Source organism: Pseudomonas sp. GM21, assembly GCF_000282215.1.
Taxonomy (GTDB): domain Bacteria; phylum Pseudomonadota; class Gammaproteobacteria; order Pseudomonadales; family Pseudomonadaceae; genus Aquipseudomonas.
Genome location: NZ_AKJS01000022.1, coordinates 1 through 21,660 on the forward strand (window position 1 = coordinate 1; position 21,660 = coordinate 21,660).

Annotated in this window: 17 protein-coding genes and 3 tRNA genes; 12 read left to right on the forward strand and 8 right to left on the reverse strand. The window is 59.3% G+C overall.

Annotated features, from left to right (window positions below; translation table 11 throughout):
- Positions 1–151 precede the first annotated feature (151 nt).
- The 8 genes from PMI22_RS24010 to PMI22_RS23975 all read right to left on the reverse strand — a co-directional run bounded on the left by PMI22_RS24010 (position 152) and on the right by PMI22_RS23975 (position 5,082).
- Positions 152–238: transfer RNA gene (locus tag PMI22_RS24010), tRNA-Leu, on the reverse strand.
- A gap of 195 nt (positions 239–433) precedes the next feature.
- Positions 434–507, reverse strand: a tRNA-Cys gene (locus PMI22_RS24005).
- A 45-nt stretch (positions 508–552) separates the two neighbouring features.
- A tRNA-Gly gene (locus PMI22_RS24000) sits at positions 553–628 on the reverse strand.
- Positions 629–691: 63 nt separating this feature from the next.
- Complete coding sequence (gene pgsA, locus PMI22_RS23995; protein WP_007943517.1) at positions 692–1,252, reverse strand: CDP-diacylglycerol--glycerol-3-phosphate 3-phosphatidyltransferase; 561 nt, start codon at positions 1,250–1,252, stop codon at positions 692–694.
- A gap of 32 nt (positions 1,253–1,284) precedes the next feature.
- Entirely contained in the window at positions 1,285–3,108 is a 1,824-nt protein-coding gene (uvrC, locus tag PMI22_RS23990) for an excinuclease ABC subunit UvrC (protein ID WP_007943521.1), read from the reverse strand.
- A gap of 2 nt (positions 3,109–3,110) precedes the next feature.
- Entirely contained in the window at positions 3,111–3,752 is a 642-nt protein-coding gene (gene gacA, locus PMI22_RS23985) for a response regulator transcription factor GacA (protein WP_008015884.1), read from the reverse strand.
- A gap of 127 nt (positions 3,753–3,879) precedes the next feature.
- Entirely contained in the window at positions 3,880–4,323 is a 444-nt protein-coding gene (locus PMI22_RS23980) for a GNAT family N-acetyltransferase (protein ID WP_007943524.1), read from the reverse strand.
- Positions 4,324–5,082, reverse strand: a complete 759-nt coding sequence (locus PMI22_RS23975) for a carbon-nitrogen hydrolase family protein (RefSeq protein WP_007943525.1) — start codon at positions 5,080–5,082, stop codon at positions 4,324–4,326.
- Between the two features lie 626 nt (positions 5,083–5,708).
- On the opposite strand from PMI22_RS23975, the gene PMI22_RS23970 reads away from it, so the two are divergent.
- The 12 genes from PMI22_RS23970 to PMI22_RS23915 all read left to right on the forward strand — a co-directional run bounded on the left by PMI22_RS23970 (position 5,709) and on the right by PMI22_RS23915 (position 21,617).
- Complete coding sequence (locus PMI22_RS23970) at positions 5,709–6,788, forward strand: 3-deoxy-7-phosphoheptulonate synthase (protein ID WP_007943527.1); 1,080 nt, start codon at positions 5,709–5,711, stop codon at positions 6,786–6,788.
- A 410-nt stretch (positions 6,789–7,198) separates the two neighbouring features.
- Positions 7,199–8,080: a lipase family alpha/beta hydrolase gene (locus tag PMI22_RS23965; protein WP_007943528.1), complete on the forward strand. Its 882-nt coding sequence runs from the start codon at positions 7,199–7,201 to the stop codon at positions 8,078–8,080.
- An 82-nt stretch (positions 8,081–8,162) separates the two neighbouring features.
- A complete protein-coding gene (locus PMI22_RS23960) occupies positions 8,163–8,444 on the forward strand; it encodes a peptidylprolyl isomerase (protein WP_007943531.1) in 282 nt (93 codons plus the stop codon).
- Between the two features lie 136 nt (positions 8,445–8,580).
- Positions 8,581–10,449 (forward strand): extracellular solute-binding protein, encoded by a 1,869-nt coding sequence (locus PMI22_RS23955; RefSeq protein WP_007943533.1) that lies wholly within the window; start codon positions 8,581–8,583, stop codon positions 10,447–10,449.
- Entirely contained in the window at positions 10,449–11,510 is a 1,062-nt protein-coding gene (locus tag PMI22_RS23950; RefSeq protein WP_007943535.1) for a microcin C ABC transporter permease YejB, read from the forward strand. The genes PMI22_RS23955 and PMI22_RS23950 overlap by 1 nt, the downstream gene beginning before the upstream one ends.
- The gene (locus tag PMI22_RS23945; RefSeq protein WP_007943536.1) at positions 11,510–12,532 is read left to right on the forward strand and encodes an ABC transporter permease; all 1,023 of its coding nucleotides are present in this window, start codon (positions 11,510–11,512) and stop codon (positions 12,530–12,532) included. Before PMI22_RS23950 ends, PMI22_RS23945 begins: the two co-directional genes overlap by 1 nt.
- A 14-nt stretch (positions 12,533–12,546) precedes the next feature.
- Positions 12,547–14,121 (forward strand): ABC transporter ATP-binding protein, encoded by a 1,575-nt coding sequence (locus tag PMI22_RS23940; RefSeq protein WP_007943537.1) that lies wholly within the window; start codon positions 12,547–12,549, stop codon positions 14,119–14,121.
- A gap of 259 nt (positions 14,122–14,380) precedes the next feature.
- Entirely contained in the window at positions 14,381–15,772 is a 1,392-nt protein-coding gene (locus PMI22_RS23935; RefSeq protein ID WP_007943539.1) for a GntP family permease, read from the forward strand.
- A 7-nt stretch (positions 15,773–15,779) separates the two neighbouring features.
- On the forward strand, positions 15,780–16,553 hold the full coding sequence (gene hbdH, locus PMI22_RS23930) for a 3-hydroxybutyrate dehydrogenase (protein WP_007943540.1): 774 nt from the start codon (positions 15,780–15,782) through the stop codon (positions 16,551–16,553).
- 63 nt (positions 16,554–16,616) lie between these two features.
- Positions 16,617–18,572 (forward strand): acetoacetate--CoA ligase, encoded by a 1,956-nt coding sequence (locus tag PMI22_RS23925; RefSeq protein WP_007943541.1) that lies wholly within the window; start codon positions 16,617–16,619, stop codon positions 18,570–18,572.
- A 164-nt stretch (positions 18,573–18,736) separates the two neighbouring features.
- A complete protein-coding gene (locus PMI22_RS23920; RefSeq protein WP_007943542.1) occupies positions 18,737–21,274 on the forward strand; it encodes a PAS domain-containing hybrid sensor histidine kinase/response regulator in 2,538 nt (845 codons plus the stop codon).
- Positions 21,275–21,341: 67 nt separating this feature from the next.
- Positions 21,342–21,617, forward strand: coding sequence for a peptidylprolyl isomerase (locus PMI22_RS23915; protein ID WP_007898282.1), 276 nt, complete (start codon positions 21,342–21,344; stop codon positions 21,615–21,617).
- Positions 21,618–21,660 lie beyond the last annotated feature (43 nt).

The following is a 21,660-nucleotide window of genomic DNA, read 5'->3' on the forward strand; positions in this document are numbered from 1 at the left end:
CAACTACCTTGAAAAACGCCGGAGATGGCGAGAGATTAGCGACAAAAGCCCCTGAGGTTCCCACCAAGTTCCCACGCCACTTTCGAAGCCAGGAAACAAAAAAAGACCTCCGAAGAGATCTCTTTAAGTACCTGATTTAACAGGGTTTATATGGTGCCCGAACCCGGAATCGAACCGGGACGCCTTTACAGGCGGGGGATTTTAAGTCCCATGCGTCTACCAGTTTCGCCATTCGGGCGGTAGCGCGGTGAAGCAGTCTAAAAACTGACAGATGACAACCTGGCAGTTCTGACGCTTGTGCAGCAGAGGGGGAAATATATACATCCCGCCTTGGTGAAGCAAGTTCGCTGATGACCTTTTCAAGACAAAATCTTGCAGGGCTGCGGAAATAAAAAAGCTCCGTAAATCATAGATCTACGGAGCTTGTTTATAGTGGAGGCCGAGGTCGGAATCGAACCGGCGTAGGTGGATTTGCAATCCACTGCATAACCATTTTGCTACTCGGCCTCAAACATCTGCTGTCAGTAGCACAACAACAAATGCGTACAAACTTGGAGCGGGAAACGAGACTCGAACTCGCGACCCCGACCTTGGCAAGGTCGTGCTCTACCAACTGAGCTATTCCCGCGTCTTGGTGTGGCGCATTCTATAGAATCCAGAAGCCCCGTCAACCCCTTGATTCAAAAAAGTTTTATTTCTTTTCAACGTCGGTCTTCAGATGCGGCCAGGCAGCCCGCAAGTACTGGACCATCGACCACAATGTCAGGCCCGCAGACACCAGCAGCAAGGCATAACCGATCAAGACCCAGAAGGAAAAGTCTGACGGATTGGCCAGCAGGATGACCAGCGCGAGCATTTGCGCGGCGGTTTTCCATTTGCCCAGGTTCGACACCGCCACGTGAGCACGGGCGCCGAGTTCGGCCATCCATTCACGCAATGCCGAGACGACGATTTCGCGACCGATGATGACAGCAGCCGGCAGCGTGAGCCACAGGTTGCCGTGTTCTTGCACCAGCAAGACCAGCGCGACGGCAACCATCAGCTTGTCCGCCACGGGATCGAGGAAAGCCCCGAACGGGGTACTTTGCTCCAGGCGTCGGGCCAGATAACCGTCCAGCCAGTCTGTGGCGGCCGCAAATGCGAACACTGAGGCAGACGCCAGGTAGCTCCACTGGTAAGGCAGGTAGAACAGCAAAATGAAGATCGGGATGAGCAGGACGCGTAGAACGGTAATCAGATTAGGGATATTCATCGGCACAACTGGCTACGAGGTGAGTTGGCATTCTACTCGCTGTGCAGATTTGCATAAATCAACTCTGCGAGCTTTTTACTGATCCCGGGTGCTTTGGCGATCTCCTCGATGCTGGCACGAGACAGCTCCTGCAATCCACCAAAATGTTTCAATAAATCGCGACGCCGTGTCGGCCCGACGCCAGCAACGCCCTCAAGCGTGGACGTGCGACGAGTTTTTCCACGGCGTGCGCGGTGCCCGGTAATGGCGAAACGGTGAGCTTCGTCACGTATTTGCTGAATCAAATGTAGCGCAGGGGAATCGCCGCGCAAGGTGAACTCGTGGGCCGCATCGTTGAGGTACAGGGTTTCGAAACCGGCCTTGCGCGTCGCCCCTTTGGCCACGCCCAACAGAATCAAGTCAGGCACCGCCAGTTCATTGAGAACATCACGTGCCATGGACAGCTGACCTTTGCCGCCGTCCACCAGCAAAATATCCGGCAGCTTACCCTCGCCGTCCTTCAACTTGCTGAAGCGGCGGGTCAAGGCCTGATGCATCGCGGCGTAGTCATCCCCCGCCGTCACGCCTTCGATGTTGTAGCGGCGATAATCGGATTTGATCGGGCCTTCCGGGCCAAACACCACGCAGGAGGCCACGGTGGCTTCGCCGCTGGAATGGCTGATGTCGTAGCACTCCAGACGCTGCGGTGGCTCGTCCAGGTTCAACACTTCGGCCAGCGCGTCGAAACGTGCCGCGACGTGCTGACGGTTCGCCAGACGCGCGCCCAAGGCCTGCTCGGCATTGGTGACCGCCAATTGCTGCCAGCGCGCTCGCGTACCGCGTACCCGATGACTGATCGTCAGTTCGCGACCACGCAAGGCTTCGATGGCCTCGATCAGCGTCGGGAAGTCCTCATGGACCACGTTGACGATCAGCTCGCTGGGCAAGTCGCGCTCGGGGCTGGTGATGAAGTACTGGCCGAGAAAGGCGGCCATGACTTCGGAAACGTCTTCGTCGATACCGGTTTGCGGGAAGAAGTTCTTGCTGCCCAACACCCGCCCACCGCGCACGCTGATCAGGTGAACGCATGCGCCGCCCGGATTGACGAACGCGGCGATCACATCGATATCGCCGGTGCCGCCTTCCATGCTTTGCTGATCCTGGACTCGCCGCAACAATGAAATCTGGTCGCGCAACTCGGCGGCGCGCTCGAACTCCAGATTGACCGCCGCCTCCTCCATACCCGCAGACAACTCGTCCGTCAGGGCATTGCTACGCCCCTCAAGGAACATCACCGAGTGGCGAACGTCTTCGGCATACACCTCAGGCTCGACCAATCCCACACACGGCGCCTTGCAACGTTTGATCTGGTATTGCAGGCAAGGTCGCGTACGGTTCTTGTAATAGCTGTCTTCGCACTGGCGGACAAAAAAGGTCTTTTGCAAAAGGCTCAGGCTTTCGCGAATCGCGCCGGCGCTCGGGTACGGACCAAAATACTTGCCCTTGGCCTTCTTCGCACCGCGGTGGATGCTCAAGCGAGGGAACTGGCCATCCGAGAGAAAAACGTAGGGGTACGATTTGTCATCGCGCAGCAGGATGTTATACGGCGGACGCCATTCCTTGATCAGCGTCTGCTCAAGCAACAGGGCTTCGGTTTCGTTGGCGGTGATCGTGGTTTCGACCTGAGCGATACGGGCCACCAGCGCCGCCGTCTTGGGTGCCAGGCCGGATTTGCGGAAGTAGCTCGACAGACGATTTTTCAGGTTCTTGGCTTTGCCGACATACAACAGGCGCGCTTCGCTGTCGAACATGCGATACACGCCGGGACGCCCACTGACCGTAGACAGAAAAGCGCTGGGATCGAAGACGTCAGTCATTGTCAGAGGCTGGCATCGACCATGCCGTGACGAACCGCCAACAGCGTCAACTCGACATCACTGCTGATCGAAAGCTTCTCGAAAATGCGGTAACGGTAAGTGTTGACCGTTTTGGGTGACAGGCAAAGTTTGTCGGAAATAATCTGTACTTTCTGACAGCCGACAATCATCAGCGCGATCTGAATCTCGCGCTCGGACAATGCATCGAAGGGCGAATCGTTGGTCGGCTGGAAGGATTTGATCGCCAGTTGCTGGGCAATCTGCGGACTGATATAGCGTTGCCCGGCGAACACCAAGCGAATGGCCTGAACCATTTCCGGCAATCCGGCGCCCTTGGTCAGGTAACCGGCGGCGCCGGCCTGCAACAACCGCGTAGGAAACGGATCTTCCTCACACACAGTGACCGCGACGACTTTGATATCCGGGTGACTGCGCAACAGTTTGCGCGTGGCCTCAAGACCGCCGATGCCGGGCATCTTGACGTCCATCAACACCACATCGGGTTTCAGCTCACGCGCTTTGAGCAGGGATTCTTCCCCTGACTCAGCCTGGCCGACTACTTGTAGGCCATCGATGTCAGCCAGCATTCGTGTAATGCCTGTACGAACGAGATCATGGTCATCGACTACTAGCACCCTAATCAAGCAGACACCTCGCGATTTGGTCTTATTGGGTTGCCGGACACCTTAGCAAAAAGCTACTGGCAGACCTAGCGGCAAGCGTCATATAAAAAGTATCAATTCGTCTTGAAACGCTTGTTACCAGAGCGTTTCAGCGATGCACCCCACCGACGTCACGCTGCATTTTCAGGAAACACTCGTCTTTGCCGACCACCGTCAGCCCTTTTCTCTCGTAAAGATTTTTTGCCGGATTGTTTTCAAAAACGGTCAGGCGTAACGCCGGGCGTCGTTCCTTGCACGCAAGTGCGAACACCTGATCGATTGCCCAAGAGCCCGCGCCCTGCCCCCGGAACGCTTCGCGAATGTGCAGCTCGCGAATATATAAGGCACTGGCATCGCGGCTCAGACTGACAAAACCCAACACCGCCTCATCACGCACAATCATCCGGTTCTCGCGCCCCGCCCAGGCGACATCAAATGCCTCATCCAGCCAAAGCAGGTCGTGCTGAATGTAATAGCGCAGCATGTTGTCGCAGGTCAGCCTTCGGGCGAAGTCGAGATCCCGGGGTGTGGCCGCACGCCATTCGAAACCCATTCAAGCCTCCGGAATATCGACGATATGTCCGCGCCACTCACCCGCTTCTCGCCGAGCCACCACCATCACGTTTCCCGTACCGGGTGCCGCGGCAATGAGCGAACCGTCCGATGCCCAGATGGCACTGCGCCCCGCTGACTCCCAGCCACCGGTTGCACCGCCATGGTTGGCCATCAACACCGTCATTGAATGAGTGTTGGCATAGCCTTGCAGCAGCGCCGTATCCGGGGCATAGCCGTTTTCCGTGATCAGTACACCGGCGGCATACAAGGCGGCGCCCTGCTCCGCGGCTGAGGCTGCGTGACGGGCGTGAGAAAAATCAGCACACACCGCCAGCGCCACCGTATCGGTACCGATCGTCAACATCGAACCCCTTGTGCCCGGGGCAAAGGCCACTTCTTCGCCGGGGTGCAAATGCTGCTTGCTGTAGACACCGAGAGAGCCATCAGCACCGAATACCAATGCGCCAATCAATGCTGGCGAAGCCTCCGACAGCCGAATCGGCATGCCGACCACACTCGTCACACCGACTTCCCGGGCGAAATCCCGCAACGGCTGCAACACCTCGGCGCCCGGTACGATGGCCAACCCGGCTGCCAATTCCCGCTCATACCCGGTCAGCGACAATTCCGGAAAGACCAGTAGCTGAACACCCTGCTCCGCGGCAACCTGCATGAAACGCTGATGCCGGACAATGTTGGCAGCGAGATCACCCGCGACGGAGGAAGATTGAGCGGCGGCAATGGTCAATGGCGTCATGCTTCGTCCTTGTGACGTTAGTGGGTGGGCAAAACCCAAAGTGTGTCATAAAGCCGCCTGCACTCAAGCGATAGAAAACGCGGCCGGCCATCGATAGCATTTTCTGATTGAAACCGCGCACCGGCCTCGAGTAAGCTCGGTGCATCTATCGGAGACAGACCATGCTCAACGCCCTCTCTCAGCTTCCAACGATCAGCGCCCTGCGCTCGGTGGCGGCTGCGCGGGCGAATGACGTTTGCGCTCCGGTCAGCTTTTATTTTGGGTATTGGTTTAGCCACTGGCGCGCCTGATACCCACACGGCGCCCACTTTAAACGGGTCGCCGCCAGAGTTTTCCAAACCCCCGGTCGGCCTCCCGACCGGGGGTTTTGTTTTTTCAGCCCCGCACATTTTTGCGACACACCAGACACTTTGAGGATTCACGACATGAACAACGCCACTTATTACCGTTACGACAGTTTTACCGCCTGGCGATTTACCAGCCTCCGCTCGGGACAGCCTGCCGCCTCCGATCGGTCACCCACAGGTGGCAAGCACCCACACGCAGCCAATCCGGCCAATTGTCGAACACCCCAGTAGGGCCGAGCGCGCGGGAACGAACCCGCCGCCAGCCCAGGAAGCCTTGCCATGAATTCGTCCGTCTCTGCTCTGCCGCTGTCCACTTTGAACCCTGCCAATGAAGCGCTGACCTTGCGTCTGCCCAGCTCATTGCAACTCAAACAGCAAATGCCCCTCAGCAACGCCCTGGCCCGACAAGTCGCCGCTCACCGCGACGCGGCCCGTGCGATCCTCAACGGTGAAGACTCCCGCCTGCTGGTAATCGTCGGCCCTTGCTCGATTCATGAACCGCAGTCCGCCCTCGAATACGCCACCCACCTTGCCCGACTCGCCACCGACGTCAGCGATGAAATGCTGCTGGTGATGCGCGCCTACGTCGAAAAACCTCGCACTACCGTCGGCTGGAAAGGCCTGGCCTACGACCCGCATCTGGATGGCAGCGACGACATGGCGGGTGGCTTGGTGCTTTCGCGAGAGTTGATGCGCGAAATGATTCGTCTCGGCTTACCGATTGCCACCGAACTGCTGCAACCCATGGCCGCCGGTTACTTTGATGATCTGTTGAGTTGGGTGGCGATTGGTGCCCGTACCACCGAATCGCAGATCCATCGGGAAATGGCCAGCGGCCTGGGCATGCCGGTCGGATTCAAGAACGGCACCGATGGCGGCGTGGCCGTTGCCAGTGACGCCATGCGTTCGGCGGCCCATCCGCATCGGCATTTCGGCGTCGATAGCCAAGGACATCCTGCGATCATCCAGACGCCAGGCAATCGCGACACTCACCTGGTTTTGCGCGGCGGACACCGTGGACCGAACTACGACCGCGACAGCGTTGCTCAGGTGCATCGCGATTTGACCCGACTCAATATCCCGGTGCGAATCATGGTCGACTGCAGTCACGCCAACAGCGGCAAAGACCCGGCGCGACAACCCGCAGTGTTCAACGACGTGCTCGAACAACGCCTGCAAGGCGATCGTTCGCTGATCGGCATGATGATCGAAAGTCATTTGTTCGAAGGTTGCCAGCCCCTGAGTCCATCCCTGCGCTACGGCGTCTCGGTCACGGATGGCTGTCTTGGCTGGAATCGCACAGAGCAACTGTTGCGCCAGGCCGCCGAACGGCTTCGAGCCCAGCGCGGGAATCAATAAACGGCTAACGCACTTTTTGTAGCAGCTGGCGAAGCCTGCGTCCGGCTGCGCAGCAGTCGTGAAATCAGACGATGCGGTGTTTCAGAAAGACTGCGACCTCAGGTTTTACGACTGCTGCGCAGCCGGACGCAGGCTTTGCCAGCTGCTACAGATTGCGCTATGGCTCAAACAGGACATTACTGACAGGTAAAGGTGTTTCCCGAGTAGGCCATCGCAGGAAAATGTGCGGTTACAGATCAAAAGATGTCGAAACATTCAGAACAGGACCTCAAGCACATTCGAAATGTCCTACATTTTCTATACCTTTTTCAGCAGCTTACAGCGGATTCCTCATACACCGCCCACGTGCCGGGGTGCTTTAGAGTGAGCCCATCTGCACACCCCTGAACGACCGCGAAAAAGGAATGAACATGCTACGGAATGCAACTACCCAGCACCCTATCCTGCTGATCCATGGGCTCTTCGGCTTCGATCGCATCGGCACAACCGAATTCTTCCATAACGTCAAGCAGTCCCTGCGAAGTGCGGGGGCCAGGGTGTTCATCCCGCAGCTGTCGGCTACACATAGCAACGAAGCACGTGGCGACCAACTGCTGGCACAGATCGACCGGGTGCTGGAAGGCACCGGCGCCAGCAAGGTCAACCTGATCGGCCATAGCCAGGGCGCATTGGCCGCACGTTATGCGGCGGCGCTGGCCCCCCATGCCATTGCGTCGGTGACCTCCGTCAGCGGCCCGAACCACGGTTCGGAGCTGGCCGACTTCCTGCGCAAGGCGCTGACGCCCGGCCGACTTCCGGAACATGTCGCCGCGACCGTGGCGACACTGTTCGCCGACTTTGTGTCGTTACTTAGCGGCAACCTGCACCTGCCCCAGAACGCTGTCGCCGCGCTCAACGCGCTGACCACCGAAGGTGTGGGCGCTTTCAACGACAAGTACCCTCAAGGGTTGCCAAAGACTTGGGGAGGCAAGGGGCGCGAACTGGTTAACGGCGTGCGTTATTACTCCTGGAGCGGCACGTTACAGGGAACCCTGCTCGACGAAGGACTCAATGCACTCGACCCGCTGCACGGGTTCCTACGCGCTTTTTCCCATTACTTCACCACGGAAGCGGAGCAAAACGACGGCATGGTCGGCCGCTACAGCTCACATCTGGGGAAAGTGATCCGCTCCGACTATCCACTGGATCACTTGAGCAGCCTCGGTCATACCGGGGGCCAGGGCCGCAAAGCCATCGATCCCGTGGAGTTGTACGTACAGCATGCCGAGCGCTTGAAAAACGCCGGCCTGTAATCTGTCTGGAACTTTGACGAGAAATAGGCGACTGAATCCGGTAGGCTCCGCACTTTACTGAATATTGAAAGGAGTATTTCCCATGGCTAAAGCCACTGCCCGTCACATCCTGGTTGCCTCGGAAGCCAAGTGCAACGAACTGAAAGCCCAGATCGAAGGCGGCGCTGATTTCGGCGAAGTCGCCAAAGCCAACTCCACATGCCCGTCCAGCCGTCAAGGCGGCGACCTGGGTTCGTTCGGTCCTGGCCAGATGGTCAAGGAATTCGACGCCGTGGTGTTCAGCGCTCCAATCAACGTTGTACAAGGCCCGGTGAAAACCCAGTTCGGTTATCACTTGCTGGAAGTGACCAGTCGTCAGGACTGATCGATCCGCAAGGCTTTACACATAACGGCCCGCCTTTTGGTGGGCCGTTGTGTTTCAGATACGTTTTTAGGCTGGCGAGGGACGCGCCGCTAGCGTACAAATTGTGGTTTTCGATCCTCCGGCTCTAAGGCTGACAATGCGACTGGCTTTCCCCACTTTGTTGTTCACTGCCGTGGCGCTGCTATTGGGTGCCGCCGGTGTGAATGCTGCACCGCAACATGCATTGACCGTGTACGGCGAACCCGCGAAGTATCCTGCAGGTTTCAGTCATTTTGCCTACACCAACCCGCAGGCCCCCAAGGGCGGCACAATGCGTCGCTCGGCGATCGAAATCGGTCATTTCGACCATATCCTGCCGTACATCGACAAGGGCATTGGCGTCACTCAAATCGACGGTTTGCTCTACTCGCCGCTGGCCCAGCGCTCGCTGGATGAGCCCTACACCGTATATGGCCTCGTCGCACAAAAGATGGAGCGCCCGGACGACGGTCTGTTCCTGCGTTTCCATCTCAACCCCAAGGCACGCTTTGCCGACGGCAAACCGATCACGGCCGAAGACGTGCGCTACACCTTCAACCTGTTGATGACTCAGGGCAGCCTGCGCTATCGCACCCAATTCGCTGACGTCAAAGGCGTGGAAGTTGAGTCGCCTCTGACCATTCGGTTCGATTTCAAAAGCAACGAAAACCGCACCCTGCCCCTCGACATCGCGACGCTGCCGGTGTTTCCCGAGCATTGGTGGAAGACCCGCGACTTCGCCAGCGGTGGCGGGTACGAGGCGCCGCTGGGCAGTGGCCCTTATAAGGTGGGCAAAGTCGACTCCGGTCGCAGCATCACCTTCGAGCGCGACGCCAATTGGTGGGGCAAGGATTTGCCCGTCAGCCGTGGCCTCTACAACTTCGATCGCTTCAGCATCGAATACTTCGGTGACACCGACGTCGCGCGCCAGGTGCTACGGGGCGGGGCCTATGACTACAACCGCGAATTTTCCGCCACCGGCTATTCCATCGGCTATGAAAGCCCGGCCCTGAGCGACGGTCGCCTGCAGAAGGCTCACTTGGCAACAGACGCGCCGCAGACGGCGCAGGGGTTTGTCTTCAATCTGCAGAACCCGATTTTCCAGGACCGCCGGGTGCGCCAGGCGCTGGCCATGCTTTGGGATTTCGAGTGGAGCAACCGGCAGATGATGCGCGACCTGTACATCCGCCAGCAAAGCTACTTCTCCAACACTGACCTGGCTGCGGGACAGTTGCCCGATGCGGCGGAGTTGGCCATTCTTGAACCGCTACGGGGGCAGATCCCCGACGAGGTGTTCACCCAGGTCTTCGAAGCACCGAAAACCGATGGCAGCGGTGTGATTCGCGACAAGCAGTTGCTAGCGCTGGACCTGCTCGAACAGGCTGGCTGGAAACCCGATGGCGATCAACTGGTCAACGCCGATGGCGAGCCGCTGAGTTTTACCTTCCTGGTCAGCCAGAACGGCATGGACCGATTGCTGTTGCCTTACAAGCGCACCCTCAAACAGATCGGCATTGACCTGAACATCCGCCGTATCGATTCCTCGCAGTACGTGAATCGCCTGATGAGCCGCGATTACGACATGATCGTCACCGGCTACCCGGTGACTACCTCCCCGGGGGGCGAACTGTTCAATTACTTCGGCTCGATCTCGGCCAACGACCCCGGCGCCAATAACTATATGGTGCTGAAGAACCCGGCGATCGACACCCTGCTCACCGGCCTCGTCCACGCCACCACCCAGCCCGAGATGCTGCGTTACGCCCACGCGCTGGACCGGGTGCTGCAATGGAACTACTACTGGATTCCCAATTATTACCCGCCTGGCACATCGACCGTCTGGTGGAACCGGTTCGGCCGACCGAACGAGCAGGCCAGCAATGACGAAGCCATCGAGAGCTGGTGGGAAATCAGCACGACGCCGCTGACCAACCAGCAAATGACCGCCGAGCAAATCAGCCGTGGCAAACCCGGAGGGCCGCATTGATGTGGGCTTACATACTGCGGCGTCTGCTGCTGATCATTCCGACGCTGGTGATCATTCTGTTGGTCAACTTCGTCATCGTCCAGGCGGCACCGGGCGGTCCGGTGGAACAGGCCATTGCGCACTTGCAAGGCATCGGTGGTGCGGCGGTTGGTGGCGGGTCCGGCGAAACCATGCACGGCACCTCGCGTGCCAGCCGTGGCCTCGACCCACAGCTGATCAAGGACATCGAAAAACAATACGGTTTCGATAAACCCGCCCATGAACGCCTGTGGCTGATGCTTACCAGCTACGCCCGGCTGGACTTTGGCAAGAGCTTCTTTCGTGGCGCCACGGTCACCGACCTGATCCTGGAAAAAATGCCGGTGACCATTTCCCTCGGGCTTTGGGCCACGTTGATCACCTATCTGGTGTCGATCCCCCTGGGCATCCGCAAGGCCGTGAAACACGGCAGCCATTTCGATATCTGGAGCAGTACCGCGATCATCATCGGCTACGCCATGCCAGCGTTCCTGTTCGCCATGTTCCTGATCGTGGTGTTCGCCGGTGGCACCTCGTTGAACTGGTTCCCGGTGCGCGGACTGGTCTCGGACAACTTCGAGTCGCTCTCGACCGTGGGCAAAGTCGCCGACTACTTCTGGCACCTGGTGCTACCGGTGACGTCACTGGTGATCGGCGGTTTCGCCACCCTGACCATCCTCACCAAAAACTCGTTCCTCAACGAAATCACCCGCCAATACGTGATCACGGCCCGCGCCAAAGGCATGAGCGAACGCCGGGTGCTGTACGGGCACGTGTTCCGCAACGCGATGTTGCTGGTGGTGTCGGGCATTCCGCAGGCGTTCATCAGCGTGTTTTTTGCCGGTTCCTTGCTGATCGAAGTGATTTTCTCCCTCGATGGCCTGGGGCGCATGAGTTATGAAGCCGCCGTCTCGCGTGACTATCCGGTGGTGTTTGGCTCGCTGTTTATCTTCACGCTGTTTGGCCTGCTGATAAAACTGGTCGGCGACCTCTGCTACACCTTGGTCGATCCGCGTATCGACTTCGCCGCGAGGAATGCCTGATGTTCAAGCTTTCACCGTTGGGCCGTCGTCGTTTTGAACGTTTCAAGAAAAACCGTCGGGGCTGGTGGTCGCTGTGGTTATTCATTGGCCTGTTTGCGCTGACTTTGGGTGGCGAGTTGATCGCCAACGACAAGCCGTTGGTGGTCAGCTATCAGGGGCAATGGTATTTCCCGGTGTTCAAGCGCCACACCGAGCAGGCGTTCGGCGGGCAACTGCCATTCCAGGCGGATTACCGCAGTGACTATGTGCAGAAGCTGATCAAAAAGGACGGCGGCTGGATGCTGTTCCCGCCGATACCGTTCAGTGACGACACACCGAATTATGACCTCAACAAACCTGCACCAAGTCCGCCTTCGAATGTGAACTGGCTGGGCACTGACGATCAGTCCCGGGATGTATTGGCCCGGGTCATTTTCGGCGCCCGGGTGTCGATCCTGTTTGCGTTGATGCTGACTTTTGTCAGCGCCCTGATCGGCATTGCCGCCGGCGCCCTTCAAGGCTATTACGGCGGCTGGGTCGACCTGATTGGCCAGCGCTTGCTGGAAGTCTGGTCCGGGCTGCCGGTGCTGTACCTGCTAATCATTCTCTCGGGGTTCGTCGAACCGAATTTCTGGTGGCTGCTGGGGATGATGGCGCTGTTTACCTGGCTGGCGCTGGTCGACGTGGTGCGCGCCGAGTTCCTGCGCGGGCGCAACCTGGAATACGTCAAGGCCGCCCGGGCGCTGGGCCTGACGGATCGCAAAGTGATCGTGCGGCACATTCTGCCCAACGCGATGAACGCGACCCTGAGTTACCTGCCGTTCATTCTGACCGGGGCGATTACCACCCTGACGGCACTGGACTTCCTTGGTTTCGGTATGCCCGCCGGCAGTGCATCCCTCGGCGAACTGATCGGCCAGGGCAAGCAGAACCTGCAAGCGCCGTGGCTGGGGCTGACGGCGTTCTTCACGCTGGCGCTGATTCTTTCTTTACTGGTGTTTATCGGCGAGGCATTACGTGATGCTTTCGATCCGAGATCCTGACGCGGACTGTTGATATGAGTACCCCCCTGATCGAAATCCGTGACCTCAGCGTTGCCTTCAATGGCGAAACCGTGGTGCGCAATCTGTGCCTGGACATCCGCCCCGGTGAATGCCTGGCGCTGGTCGGCGAGTCGGGGTCGGGTAAATCGGTGACCGCGCATTCGATCCTGCAATTGCTGCCCGAATCCGGCACCGAAACCACCGGCAGCATTCGTTATCGCGGCAAGGAACTGCTCGGCGCCCCGGCCAACGTGTTGCGTGAATTGCGCGGTAACCGGATCGCGATGATATTCCAGGAACCGATGACGTCGCTCAATCCGCTGCACAGCATCGAAAAGCAGATCGGCGAAACCCTGCTGCTGCACAAAGGCTTGACCGGCAAAGCGGCGCAAGCGCGGATCCTTGAGTTGTTGCATCTGGTCGGCATCCAAAAGCCCAAAGAGCGGCTCAAGGCCTACCCTCACCAACTCTCGGGCGGTCAACGTCAGCGCGTGATGATCGCGATGGCACTGGCCTGCGAGCCGGAGTTGCTGATCGCCGACGAACCCACCACGGCGCTGGACGTGACCGTGCAGCGCAAGATTCTGATCCTGCTCAAATCGCTGCAACAACGGCTCGGCATGTCGTTGCTGCTGATCAGCCATGACCTCAATCTGGTGCGCAGCATTGCCCAGCGGGTCTGTGTGATGAAGGCCGGGGAAATCGTCGAGCAGGCCACTTGCGAAACGATTTTCACCGAGCCGAAGCACCCCTACAGTTGTGTGCTGTTGAATGCCGAACCGGAAGGCGAAGCCCTGCCCCGCGATGAGCGCGAAAACGTGCTGGAGGTGGGCAATCTGCGCGTGCAATTCCCCCTGGGCGGTGGCTTGTTTCAGCGCAAGACGTACCTCACCGCAGTGGACGGCATCAGCCTCAACATTCAGCGTGGCAAGACGCTGGGCATCGTCGGTGAGTCCGGCTCGGGCAAGTCGACGCTCGGTCAGGCGATCTTGCGGTTGCTCGATTCCGAAGGCAGCATCCGCTTTCAGGGTTCGGAGCTGGATGGGCTGACGCAAAAGCAACTGCGGCCGTGGCGCAAGAAAATGCAGGTGGTGTTCCAGGACCCTTATGGCAGCCTCAGTCCGAGGATGTCAGTCGCCCAGATCATCAGCGAAGGCCTTGAAGTTCACAGCCAGTTGACCGATGAACAGTGCAAGGTCGAAGTGATTCGGGCGCTGGAAGAAGTCGGCCTGGACCCGCAAAGCCGTCATCGCTACCCGCACGAATTTTCCGGCGGCCAACGTCAGCGCATCGCCATCGCCCGGGCGCTGGTGCTGAAACCGGCGCTGATCCTGCTGGACGAGCCGACCTCGGCGCTAGACCGCACCGTGCAAAAACAAGTGGTCGCCCTGCTCCGCCAGCTTCAGGAAAAACACGGTCTGACGTATTTGTTTATCAGCCATGACCTGGCGGTGGTACGCGCCCTGGCCCACGACATGATCGTGATCAAGGACGGCAAGGTGGTGGAAAGCGGAGCCAGCCATGACGTGTTTGATTCGCCGCAGCATCCGTACACCAAAGAGCTTTTGGCGGCGGCGCATCCGCGGTAGTCGCAAGACCGAGTTGCGGCCTTCGCGAGCAAGCCCGCTCCCACATTTGGAATGCATTCCCCTGTGGGAGCGAGCCTGCTCGCGATGAGGCCATCACTGCCAAACAAGTCTCAAATGAGAGACAACCATCTCGAAAGCCCATCAAAAACGAAACAAATATCCTTATATTTCAATGACCTAAGTGAATGGCACGAATCTCGCTAAAGCCCTCTTCCACAAAAGACCTACCCTACAAAAATAACAATCCAGGAGACACACCATGAGTGTGATCATTGCCTTGGCAGCCCTCACGCTGCTGATGGTGGCTGCTTACCGCGGCTACAGCGTTATCCTTTTCGCCCCGATTGCCGCCCTCGGCGCCGTTCTGTTCACCGACCCTTCCGCTGTTGCCCCAGTCTTCACCGGGGTGTTCATGGAGAAAATGGTCGGGTTCATCAAACTGTATTTCCCGGTGTTCCTGCTCGGCGCGGTGTTCGGCAAACTGATCGAGTTGTCCGGCTTCTCCCGCTCAATTGTCGCCGCCGCCATTCGCCTGCTTGGCACGCGTCAAGCGATGTTGGTGATTGTGCTGGTCTGCGCCCTGCTCACCTACGGCGGCGTGTCGCTGTTTGTGGTGGTCTTCGCGGTCTATCCGTTTGCCGCTGAAATGTTCCGCCAAAGCAACATCCCCAAGCGTTTGATTCCGGCGACCATCGCCCTCGGTGCGTTCTCGTTCACCATGGACGCCCTGCCCGGCACCCCGCAAATCCAGAACATCATCCCCAGCACTTTCTTCAACACCACCGCCTGGGCGGCGCCGTGGCTGGGTTTGATCGGCGCGATCTTCGTGTTCTGCGCCGGCATGCTGTTTCTTCAGCGCCAGCGCAACAAGGCCCAGCGCTCCGGCGAAGGCTATGGCACCGAGTTGCGCAACGAGCCGGAAACAGCACTCGACATCAAACTGCCTAACCCGTGGATCGCCCTGTCGCCGCTGTTGGCCGTGGGCATCTCGAATCTGTTGTTTACCCAGTGGATTCCGCAGTGGTACGGCAAGACCCACACCCTCCAGCTGGCGGGCATGGCCGCGCCGGTGACCACTGAAATCGCCAAGCTGACGGCGATCTGGGCGGTTCAGGCAGCGTTGCTGGTGGGCATCATCATGGTGTTGGTGTTTGGTTTCCAGGCGATTCGCGGCAAGTTGGCCGAAGGCAGTCGAAGTGCAGTCGGCGGTTCGTTGCTGGCGGCGATGAACACGGCCTCGGAATACGGCTTCGGGGCGGTAATCGCCTCGTTGCCGGGCTTCCTGGTGCTGGCCGACTGGCTCAAGAGCATTCCGAACCCGCTGGTCAACGAAGCCATTACCGTGACCGTGCTCGCGGGCATCACCGGCTCTGCCTCGGGCGGCATGAGCATCGCCCTGGCGGCCATGGCCAATAACTTCATCGCGGCGGCCCATGCGGCCAACATTCCGCTGGAAGTGCTGCACCGCGTGGCCGCGATGGCCAGTGGCGGCATGGACACCCTGCCGCACAACGGCGCGGTGATTACCTTGCTGGCAGTCACCGGCCTGACGCACCGTGAAGCCTATAAAGACATTTTCTGTATTACGCTGATCAAGACCCTGGCGGTCTTCGTGGTCATCGGCATTTTCTACGCCACTGGCATTGTGTGAGGTATTCATGACGACTCTTTCAGGCAAGACCGCACTGGTCACCGGTTCCACCAGCGGCATCGGCCTGGGCATTGCGCTCAGCCTGGCCAAGGCCGGCGCCAACGTGGTGCTCAATGGTTTCGGTGATGCCTCCAAAGTGATTGCCGAGGTCCAGCAGTTTGGCGGCAAGGTCGGTCATCACCCGGCTGACGTCAGCGACCCGACGCAGATCGCCGAGATGATCGACTACGCCGAGCGTGAGTTCGGCGGCATCGACATTCTGGTCAACAACGCCGGCATCCAGCACGTCGCATCGGTGGAAGCGTTTCCGGTGGAGCGCTGGGACTCGATTATCGCGATCAACCTGTCGTCGGTGTTTCACAGCACCCGCTTGTGCCTGCCGCGCATGCGGGCCAAGAATTGGGGACGGATCATCAACATCGCCTCGGTGCATGGTCAGGTGGGGTCGGTGGGCAAGGCTGCGTATGTGGCGGCCAAGCATGGGGTGATCGGCTTGACCAAAGTGGTGGGCCTGGAAACTGCAACCACACACGTGACCTGCAACGCGATCTGTCCTGGCTGGGTGCTGACGCCGCTGGTGCAAAAGCAGATTGATGACCGCGCCGCGACCGGGATCGATCCGCAGCAGGCGCAGCATGATTTGCTCGCAGAGAAGCAGCCGTCACTGGAGTTCATCACCCCGCCGCAGTTGGGTGAACTGGTGCTGTTCCTGTGCAGCGAGGCCGGTAGCCAGGTGCGTGGCGCGGCGTGGAATATTGATGGTGGGTGGTTGGCGCAGTAATCCACCACTGACCCCGACACTGATCGTTCCCACGCTCTGCGTGGGAACGAGAGAGGCCAAGCCATGTCCGAGATCCTCTGGCAACCCAACGCCGAGCGCATCGGCAAGTCGCGCATGGAGGCCTTTCGGCGCTCCATCAGTCAGCGACACCACCTCCACGTTGATGACTTCCCGGCCCTGCACCAATGGTCCATCGATCAGCGTGAAGACTTCTGGCAGGCCATTGTCGATTTCTTCGACATCCGCTTCCACGATCAAGCCGACGCGATACTTGTCGAGGGCCCGCAAATGCCCAGCGCCGAGTGGTTCCCCGGCGCCACCCTGAACTTTGCCGAACACCTGCTGCGCCGTCGCGACGATGCCATCGCGGTGATCGCCATTGGCGAGAACGGCCAGCGCGAACACCTGACCTGGGCTGAGCTGGCGGAGCATGTGGCGGGGTTCCAGCACAGTTTGATCGCCGCGGGGGTCGGCCTCGGCGACCGTGTGGCGGCGTGCATGCCCAACACCTGGCAAACGCTGGTCGCGATGCTCGGCACCACCAGCCTGGGCGCGATCTGGTCCTGCTCATCGCCAGACTTTGGCACTCAAGGTGTGATCGACCGTTTCGGCCAGATCGAACCGAAAGTACTGATTACCTGCGCCGGCTACCGCTACGCCGGCAAGGACATCGACCAGACCGGCAAAATCAATGAAATCCTTCAACGCCTGCCCTCGTTGCAGCAGTTGATCGTGGTGCCGTATGCACGGCCGCAGGCGCACATCGTGGATTTCCATACCCGTGCCAACGTGACGTTATGGGAGGATTTCTACGACGTTGGCGGCGAGCCGGATTTCGTCCCTGTGCCCTTTGCGCATCCGCTGTACATCCTCTATTCCAGCGGTACCACCGGCGTGCCCAAATGCATCATCCACAGCACCGGCGGCGTGTTGCTTCAGCACGTCAAAGAACACGGATTGCATTGCGATCTCGGTGCCGGCGACCGCCTGTTCTACTACACCACGTGCGGCTGGATGATGTGGAACTGGCTGGTCTCGGCCCTCGCCGTGGGCAGCGCCGTGGTGCTGTACGACGGCTCGCCGTTCCATCCTGATCCTCAACGCCTTATCGACCTGATCGACGACGAACGCATCAGCGTCTTCGGCACCAGTCCCAAATACCTCGCGACCCTGGAAAGCAACGGCGTGAAGCCAAGGGATAGCCATGACCTGAGCAGCCTGAAAACCCTGCTCTGCACCGGTTCCGCGCTGTCGCCCCAGAGTTATGACTATGTGTACCGCGACCTGAAACCCGACGTGTGTCTGGCCTCGATGTCCGGTGGCACCGACATCGTTTCGTGCTTTGTGAACGGCAACCCGTTTCAACCGGTGCGCCGGGGCGAGATGCAGGGCAAGAGCCTGGGCATGGCCATCGAAGTGTGGAATGACGCCGGTCAGCCGGTGATCGGCGAGAAAGGTGAGTTGGTGTGTACCCGGCACTTTCCGGCGATACCCATCGGTTTTTGGAATGACCCGCAGCAGGAAAAGCTGCGGGCGTCGTATTTCAGCCAGTTCCCCGGTGTCTGGGCCCAAGGCGATTACGCCGAGCAACTGCCCCACGGCGCGATGGTGATCCATGGTCGCTCGGATGCAGTGCTCAACCCTGGCGGCGTGCGCATTGGCACGGCGGAAATCTACCGTCAGGTAGAGAAAGTCCCGCAGGTGCTGGACAGCGTGGCCATTGGTCAGCAGTGGCAGGATGACGTGCGGGTGGTACTGTTTGTGCGGTTGCAGGACGGTGTTGAACTGGACGAAGCCTTGCAGCAACAGATCCGCCAGGTCATCCGCGCCAACACCACGCCTCGGCATGTGCCGGCAAAAATACTCGCGGTGACCGATATTCCGCGCACTATCAGCGGCAAGGTCGTCGAGTTGGCAGTGAGAAATGTGGTGCATGGGCAAAAGGTGAAAAACACCGATGCACTCGCCAATCCAGAAGCGCTCGAACAATTCCGCAACCGCGCCGAACTCCTTGATTGACAGTGAACTACTGTGCCAGCCCATGATTTGCGCAAACATCGATTTCCATGGCAAAAAGCCCCCGCAAAGCATTCAATGAAAAAATAATGACCCAATACGGGTCAACCAGCGTCTACCGCCCGACGAGATAGAAAACGCCGCCGACTTAAACGCAGGACCACTTGATGAACGCAGCACCCACCGGCAGCGATGCCCTGGCCTTGATTGCTCGACTGGACTGGACAAGCACCCCATTGGGCGCTGCTGGCACCTGGCCGCAGAGCTTGCGCACCGCCGTGGACATCGTGATTCACTCACCGATGCCGATGCTGTTGCTATGGGGACCGCAGCTCACGCAGATTTACAACGATGGCTTCGCCTTCCTCGCCGGCAGCAAGCATCCACACGCATTCGGACAACCGACGCACCAGATCTGGCCGGAACTCCAGGACTTTACCGACCCGATTTACAGCGCCGTCCTGCAGGGCCAGGTGCGCACCTACAGCGAACAGCGTTTTACCTTGCAACGTGACGGTGAGGCATCCGACTTCTGGCTGGATTTGACCTACAGCCCGATTCGCGATGAAAACGCCGAGGTCGCCGGCATTCTGGTCACGGCCATCGAAACCAACGAACGCCGCCGAATCGCACTGGAACTGGAACAGCGCTCGGCCGCCAGCCTCAAGGCTCAGCGCGACACCGAGCAACGTCTGCAACTGGCCCTGGCCGCCACCGATGCGGTCGGCACCTGGGACTGGGACATCGGCGAAGACCGCTTCCTCGCCGACGCCCATTTCGCCCAACTGCACGGCGTCGATCCGGGCATGGCCGGGCACTTGCCCATCAGCGAATACCTGCACGGCGTGCATCCAGAAGACCGGGCGTTGATTGCGCGCAGCATCAAGCATTGCATCACCCATGGCACCGAGTACGCCGAGGAATATCGCCTGCTGCAACCCGACGGCCAAGTGCGCTGGGTGTTTGCCCGGGGGCGCTGCTACAAGGATCACCACGGCCGGCCGATGCGTTTTCTCGGCGCTGCGCTGGACCTGACCGAGCGCAAACACACCGAGCAGGCATTGCGCCAGAGTCAGACCGAGCTGCAACTGATCATCAACGCCATGCCAGTCCTGATCAGTTACGTCGACAGTGAAGAGCGTTTCCGCCTGAATAACGCTGCGTACCTGGACTGGTATGGCCTGACGCCACAGGAGCTCTACGGCAAAACCATTCGTGAGGTGCTGGGTGAGCAGGCCTATGCGTTGCGCGCCGAATACATCGCCGACGCGCTGAAGGGCAAGCCATGTTGTTTCAGCATCAGCACGCCGCACCGTGACGGCAGCCTCCGCCAGGCACTGATGAACTACCTGCCGCGCCACGGTGCGGATGGCGCGGTGAATGGGTTCTATATTTTTGTGATCGACGAAACCGAGCGTAAACAGACCGAAGAAGCCCTGCGCAATCTCAACGAAACCCTGGAAGAGCGCGTCGCTGCCCGTACTCAACAGCTCGCGCAAGCCAACCAGCGTCTGCAAAACGAGATGTTCGAGCGTGAACGCGCCGAAGATGCCTTGCGCCATGCGCAGAAAATGGAAGCGGTCGGCCAACTCACCGGTGGCATCGCCCATGACTTCAACAACATGCTGACCGGGATCATCGGCAGCCTTGACTTGATGCAGCGCTATATCGCCGAGGGGCGCACCGACGAGATCGGCCGTTTTACCGACGCCGCCGTGTCCTCAGCCAATCGCGCCGCCGCGTTGACCCATCGCCTGCTGGCGTTCTCCCGGCGTCAATCACTGGATCGCAAGCCGCTGAACACCAATGAGCTGGTGCGCTCGCTGGAAGATTTGCTCAGCCGCACCAAGGGCGACCACATCGAGCTGAGCCTGCAATTGGCCGATGAAGTCTGGCCGATCAGCACCGACGTGAGTCAACTGGAAAACGCCTTGCTCAACCTGGTGATCAACGCCCGCGATGCGATGCCTGATGGCGGCAAACTGCTGATCGAAACGGCCAATGTTTACCTCGACGGCAACGATCTCTCCACGCTGGAACCGGTCAGGGCCGGGGACTACGTGATGATCGCCGTCAGCGACAACGGCACCGGCATGACGCCGTCGGTGCTGGCCAAGGCCTTTGACCCTTTCTTCACCACCAAACCCATCGGCCAGGGCACTGGCCTGGGGTTGTCGATGATCTACGGCTTCGCCCAGCAATCGGGCGGGCATGCCAGCCTGTTCAGTTTGCCGGGCAAGGGCACCAGCGTGCGACTGTACTTGCCACGCCTGCACGACATGGAACCGCAAGACGTGCTGATGCCGGTAAAAAGCGAGGCGCCAGCGGCGATTGCCGGGGAAACCGTGGTGTTGGTGGAGGACGATCCGGCTGTGCGCATGTTGGTGCTCGACTTGCTCAATAAGCTGGGTTACCACGCACACGAAGCCGAAGATGCGAAGACCGCCCTGCCGCTGCTGGAATCCGACTTGCGCGTCGATCTGTTGGTGACCGATGTCGGGCTGCCGGGCATGAACGGTCGGCAATTGGCCGAGATCGCCCGTCAGCATCGCCCGGATCTCAAAGTGTTGTTCATGACCGGTTACGCGGAAACGGCCGCTGAACGTCAGGGTTTTCTGGAGGAAGGCATGGACATGGTAGCCAAACCGTTTTCCATCGACCTGCTGGCCAACAAGATTCGCACGATGATCGGCCAACCCGAGTGAGTTGAGGCATAATCGCCCGCCCCCCGCTGGCACCAACATAGCCACCACCGTTGCAAGGTATGCCCCCATGAAAGCTCAAGCCCGCCACATTCTGGTGAAAACCTCGGAAGAAGCCGAGCAGCTCAAACAACGCATCGCCAAGGGCGAAGCCTTCGATGTGCTGGCCAAGAAGTATTCCACCTGTCCGTCCGGCAAGCGCGGCGGCGACTTGGGTGAAGTGCGGCCGGGACAGATGGTCGGGGTCATTGATGCAGTGATTTTCAAGAAACCGCTGAGGGTGGTGCATGGGCCGATCAAGAGCAAGTTCGGTTATCACCTGGTGCAGGTGTTTTACCGGGATTGATGGGTTGGCTTTTCGGCCCCACCGAGGGTGTACTGAATTCTGT

Coding starts and splice junctions, on each gene's coding strand:
- pgsA (WP_007943517.1), bottom strand. CDS start 1,252: ATGAATATCCCTAATCTGATTACCGTTCTACGCGTCCTGCTCATCCCG.
- uvrC (WP_007943521.1), bottom strand. CDS start 3,108: ATGACTGACGTCTTCGATCCCAGCGCTTTTCTGTCTACGGTCAGTGGG.
- PMI22_RS23980 (WP_007943524.1), bottom strand. CDS start 4,323: ATGGGTTTCGAATGGCGTGCGGCCACACCCCGGGATCTCGACTTCGCC.
- PMI22_RS23975 (WP_007943525.1), bottom strand. CDS start 5,082: ATGACGCCATTGACCATTGCCGCCGCTCAATCTTCCTCCGTCGCGGGT.
- PMI22_RS23970 (WP_007943527.1), top strand. CDS start 5,709: ATGAATTCGTCCGTCTCTGCTCTGCCGCTGTCCACTTTGAACCCTGCC.
- PMI22_RS23965 (WP_007943528.1), top strand. CDS start 7,199: ATGCTACGGAATGCAACTACCCAGCACCCTATCCTGCTGATCCATGGG.
- PMI22_RS23960 (WP_007943531.1), top strand. CDS start 8,163: ATGGCTAAAGCCACTGCCCGTCACATCCTGGTTGCCTCGGAAGCCAAG.
- PMI22_RS23955 (WP_007943533.1), top strand. CDS start 8,581: ATGCGACTGGCTTTCCCCACTTTGTTGTTCACTGCCGTGGCGCTGCTA.
- PMI22_RS23950 (WP_007943535.1), top strand. CDS start 10,449: ATGTGGGCTTACATACTGCGGCGTCTGCTGCTGATCATTCCGACGCTG.
- PMI22_RS23945 (WP_007943536.1), top strand. CDS start 11,510: ATGTTCAAGCTTTCACCGTTGGGCCGTCGTCGTTTTGAACGTTTCAAG.
- PMI22_RS23940 (WP_007943537.1), top strand. CDS start 12,547: ATGAGTACCCCCCTGATCGAAATCCGTGACCTCAGCGTTGCCTTCAAT.
- PMI22_RS23935 (WP_007943539.1), top strand. CDS start 14,381: ATGAGTGTGATCATTGCCTTGGCAGCCCTCACGCTGCTGATGGTGGCT.
- hbdH (WP_007943540.1), top strand. CDS start 15,780: ATGACGACTCTTTCAGGCAAGACCGCACTGGTCACCGGTTCCACCAGC.
- PMI22_RS23925 (WP_007943541.1), top strand. CDS start 16,617: ATGTCCGAGATCCTCTGGCAACCCAACGCCGAGCGCATCGGCAAGTCG.
- PMI22_RS23920 (WP_007943542.1), top strand. CDS start 18,737: ATGAACGCAGCACCCACCGGCAGCGATGCCCTGGCCTTGATTGCTCGA.
- PMI22_RS23915 (WP_007898282.1), top strand. CDS start 21,342: ATGAAAGCTCAAGCCCGCCACATTCTGGTGAAAACCTCGGAAGAAGCC.